This window comes from Streptococcus porcorum (assembly GCF_053203725.1).
The window spans coordinates 1-3,741 of record NZ_JBRUDG010000060.1 but is presented as its reverse complement, the minus strand read 5'-3'; the positions used below and the strand labels follow the sequence as shown (position 1 = coordinate 3,741).

At 39.0% G+C, this 3,741-nt stretch carries 4 protein-coding genes and 1 pseudogene; all 5 read left to right on the top strand.

Annotated elements, in window-relative coordinates; all coding sequences use genetic code 11:
* Positions 1-976: replication initiation factor domain-containing protein (locus ACVRWY_RS09390; protein WP_447455803.1), on the top strand; the 976-nt coding region annotated here is incomplete at its 5' end.
* A 644-nt stretch (positions 977-1,620) separates the two neighbouring features.
* The gene (locus ACVRWY_RS09385) at positions 1,621-2,556 is read left to right on the top strand and encodes a site-specific integrase (RefSeq protein ID WP_354369906.1); all 936 of its coding nucleotides are present in this window, start codon (positions 1,621-1,623) and stop codon (positions 2,554-2,556) included.
* A 285-nt stretch (positions 2,557-2,841) separates the two neighbouring features.
* Positions 2,842-3,123, top strand: a complete 282-nt coding sequence (gene relB / locus ACVRWY_RS09380) for a type II toxin-antitoxin system RelB/ParD family antitoxin (protein ID WP_032510707.1) — start codon at positions 2,842-2,844, stop codon at positions 3,121-3,123.
* Positions 3,113-3,433: a type II toxin-antitoxin system RelE/ParE family toxin gene (locus tag ACVRWY_RS09375; protein ID WP_044668746.1), complete on the top strand. Its 321-nt coding sequence runs from the start codon at positions 3,113-3,115 to the stop codon at positions 3,431-3,433. Before relB ends, ACVRWY_RS09375 begins: the two co-directional genes overlap by 11 nt.
* Positions 3,434-3,519: 86 nt before the next feature.
* Positions 3,520-3,741, top strand: a pseudogene (locus tag ACVRWY_RS09370) (hypothetical protein); the annotation flags it as partial.

Genomic DNA, 3,741 nt, shown 5'->3' with positions numbered 1-3,741 from the left:
CCCTTCTAACAGGCGGTTAACCCACCAAAATTTGCGTTTTTTGAGTTTTGACTTGGACTGGTCAATCGATAGAATTACAATCGTAGGTGTTTTGAACCAGTTCGATTTTGCGCACACGTTCGTCAATGAGGACGGAGAAATCATCTACGAAAAAGGCGAAGCCTTTTCACTCAACCAAGCCATGCCAATCCTTGCACGAGAGGGGGCTGCTGAACCCGCTGGGGCAGGGTGGCGCTTGGTTGATAAGTACGGAGAGAATATCGCTTACGTTGAAACTCTGCCTTTTAAAGACCCTAAAACGGGCGAGGAGAAAGGGCGGATTGACTTCAACCCAAACAAGATTCAGCAGTTTTTGAATACTGATTTGCGTACCTTTATTCAGACGATGTTCAAGAATCCGCACTTCTCACGGGCTGACATAGCTTGCGATATTCTCAATCTTCCAGACGACTACGTGAGCCAATATAGGCTAGTTGATGCGGTATCGTTCAGGCCATATTATGGCATGAATGGAGCGCTAGAAACTGCCTATTGGGGCGCACGTTCGTCCGAACGTCAAGTTCGTATGTATAACAAGCGCCTGGAGCAAGAGAAGAAGCGACAAGTTTTACCTGAAGAGATAAAAACTTGGTGGCGCCTGGAACTTCAGTTGCGCAGAGGCAAGGCAGATGAATGGGTTGACGTGGTTAATGAAACGTTAAATTCCTTTTATTCGCCTGACTATTTACCAAGAGATATAAGCTTCAGAGAAAAGGCTATTCTGCGTGGCTTACACGCAGATCATAGTCTTTGGTCTGAGGCTTCGGATAATACAAAGCGAAAATATCGCAAATTGGTAAAGAGTATATCCGAAGAAAACGAGCTGACCCAACATTTGAAATCCACGTTCTCGAATGAAATCGAGCGCTTGAAAAATGAGTTGAGTTTATGGCTTCACAATGCTAAGGTGGCAGAAAATGAAGCAGGGGGAGAGTAGACGTTAGTCTGCTCTTTTTTTGTCTGCAATGCGGTAGCGCAGACAATCGCACGTTGTTCGTGCGAAAAGAGGTCATTGGGAGCGTGGAGCGACCTTTGACCGATAACTGTTTATACGATTATTTTGGGAGCGGTAGCGAGCGAAAATGAACGTATAAACAGTTATCTTGTTGTTTAATTGTCTAACTCGTTTTTTTATTTTTTTCTTTTTGTGGCATGATAAAGGTATGAAGATATTGAAGAACTAGAGCAGTGATGAAGAGGAAAAAATAATAGTGCAATGTTATTCATGAGGAAAAAGAAAAATAGAATTGAGGAAATGTAGAAGTAGAAAGAAAAAGATGTGTAGAAAGGAATTTTTTAGAAGAGGAAAAAAGGGAATGAGGAATCAAGTTTAGTAGTTTAGTAAGAGGAAATGGAATTAGTCACAAACCGAGTTTTTCAATGAAGTCAGATTAAAGAACCAACTTTTCAAATGGTATTCATAGCATAGAATTAAAAAGTTGCTCATTTTGTCATCGCATAGACAGTAGAAAAAAGTTGCGCATTGAGGGAAAGCCCTCGGCATAGGAGATTGATTTGCTCCGAAGTTTGACCGACAGGTCTGAATAGTTGAGAAATGTCCTTGAGTAGAAAGGGGTCAATATGGCTGATAAAGAAATCAAGCCCAAAGGGCGCTGGGCTAAGAAGAAAGCGTCTAAGAAGAAAAATCTTTCTAAACCAAGTTATAGAAAGACAGGTCGCTTGCGTTTACAAGACATGCTGAAAGCAGGGCTTGGAACGAAGCGATCAAAAGATAAAGCTGAAGCTGATACGAAAGATAAAATCTATTCTAAAAGAACTTTTACTACGTACAAAAATCAGTTTCGCTATTTTGCTGACTGGTTGGAAGTAGCTCATCCAGAAGCCGTAAGCATTGAAGATGCGCTCGGCTATGTGGATGAATACTTACAACATTTGATTGATATAAAGAGGTCTGCTTATTCTATCGCAACTGCAAAAGCAGCACTTGCCAAAGTGTTTGGAGTTGAAGCGACTCAATTCATCGCAACACCTCCACGCTTGCGTGCTAACGTCAAGCGTTCACGTGATGAAGTGAAACGTGATAAGCATATCTCTAAGAAGAAAGAAGAAGCCCTGGCACGTTTCACGAGTGCGACAGGCTTGCGTAGGGCTGAAATGCAAAGAATTGAAGCCGAAGACCTTTTCTTTGAAAATGGCAAGGCTTGGTTGAAAGTAGATAAAGGAACTAAAGGCGGTAAGCCTAGAAAAGTAGAGATTTGTGGTAAGACAGAAGCGGAAACAAGGGATTTAGTGAATTGGATTCAATCCAAAAAAGGAAGATTGTTTCCAAAGTTATCATCTAACTATGATAACCATAGCTACAGAGCTAGCTATGCAATGCGAATGTATAAGAAGTATGTTAGGAATTTAGACAAATTGCCTACCAAAGAAAAGTACCATATGCGAGGGGATAGAGCTGGAGAAGTTTTTGACCGTTACGCAATGAAGATTGTGTCTGAAAATCTTGGACACAACCGAATAACAGTAATTGCACAATCTTATTTATATACCGACTAAAAGAAGAAAAAGAAAAGGGCTTGCAGACATGCAAGCTTTTTTCTTTTTGTGAGCTTTATGCCGAGAAAACTTTTGACAATAAGCCTTGCTAAAGTACGCTAGAACGGGACGAGCCGAAAGGCTTTAGACTTTCGAGCCGACACGTCAGCAGGACGTCAGCAAGGGTTTCTTGTTGTCAAAAGGAAATTGGAATAAATTTGCGAACAGGTAAGATTTGCAACTAACTTTATTTTAGTGTATAATTAACGTGTCGAGGAAACAAGTTTACTTAAAGGAGGAAATATTATGACTACAGCATTGAAAAATGTAGCATTTAAAATGGATTCAGATACTTTAGATTTAGCTAGCGAGGTTATTAAGGAGAATGGATATAACCTTAATAAAGTGATGAGATTGTATTTGAAGAATGTAGCTATTACTAAGAAAATTGATTTGCCAACTGAAGAAGAGTTAGACAATGAATTTTTGTTTATGCAGTTAAAGAGTGAAGTTAAACAAAGGGTTTCAGATGTACAGAATGGAAAATATTATTCTGATTCTGATTTGGTAGAACGATATGGATTATAAGATTAAATATGCGGAAGGAGCGCTGAAAGATTTGGACAAAATCTATGATTTTGTTTCAAATGTCAGCGTTTCTGGAGCAAAGAATGTAGTCAATAAAATTCGTTCGAAAGTTAATAATTTAGCTTTTATGCCGTCAGGGTTTGATTTTGATGATAGAATTGGACGCAGATTGCATGATAGTTTCAAAACAGAAGCGATAATCTCAGGAGATTATCTTATTCTGTTTGTGGTAGATGAAAAGAATAAAGAAGTGATTATCACTCATTTTATTTCTTCGAAATCAAATTATATGAGGTTGTTAAAAAAATAGAAAGGTCAACAAAGACGAAAAGCCCAGACGGCAATCTGGACTTTTCTGAGAAAATTTAATATTTAATTTGTTGAATAGATTATAGCATGAAATCTAATGAAATTCAAGTCCTTAACCCTACTCAAAGAAGAGAAAAAGGGGATAAAGGAATAGTTGTAAATGAGTGGGAAAATTTAGCCGCCCCTTCTAACAGGCGGTTAACCCACCAAAATTTGCGTTTTTTGAGTTTTGACTTGGACTGGTCAATCGATAGAATTACAATCGTAGGTGTTTTGAACCAGTTCGATTTTGCGCACACGTTCGTCAAT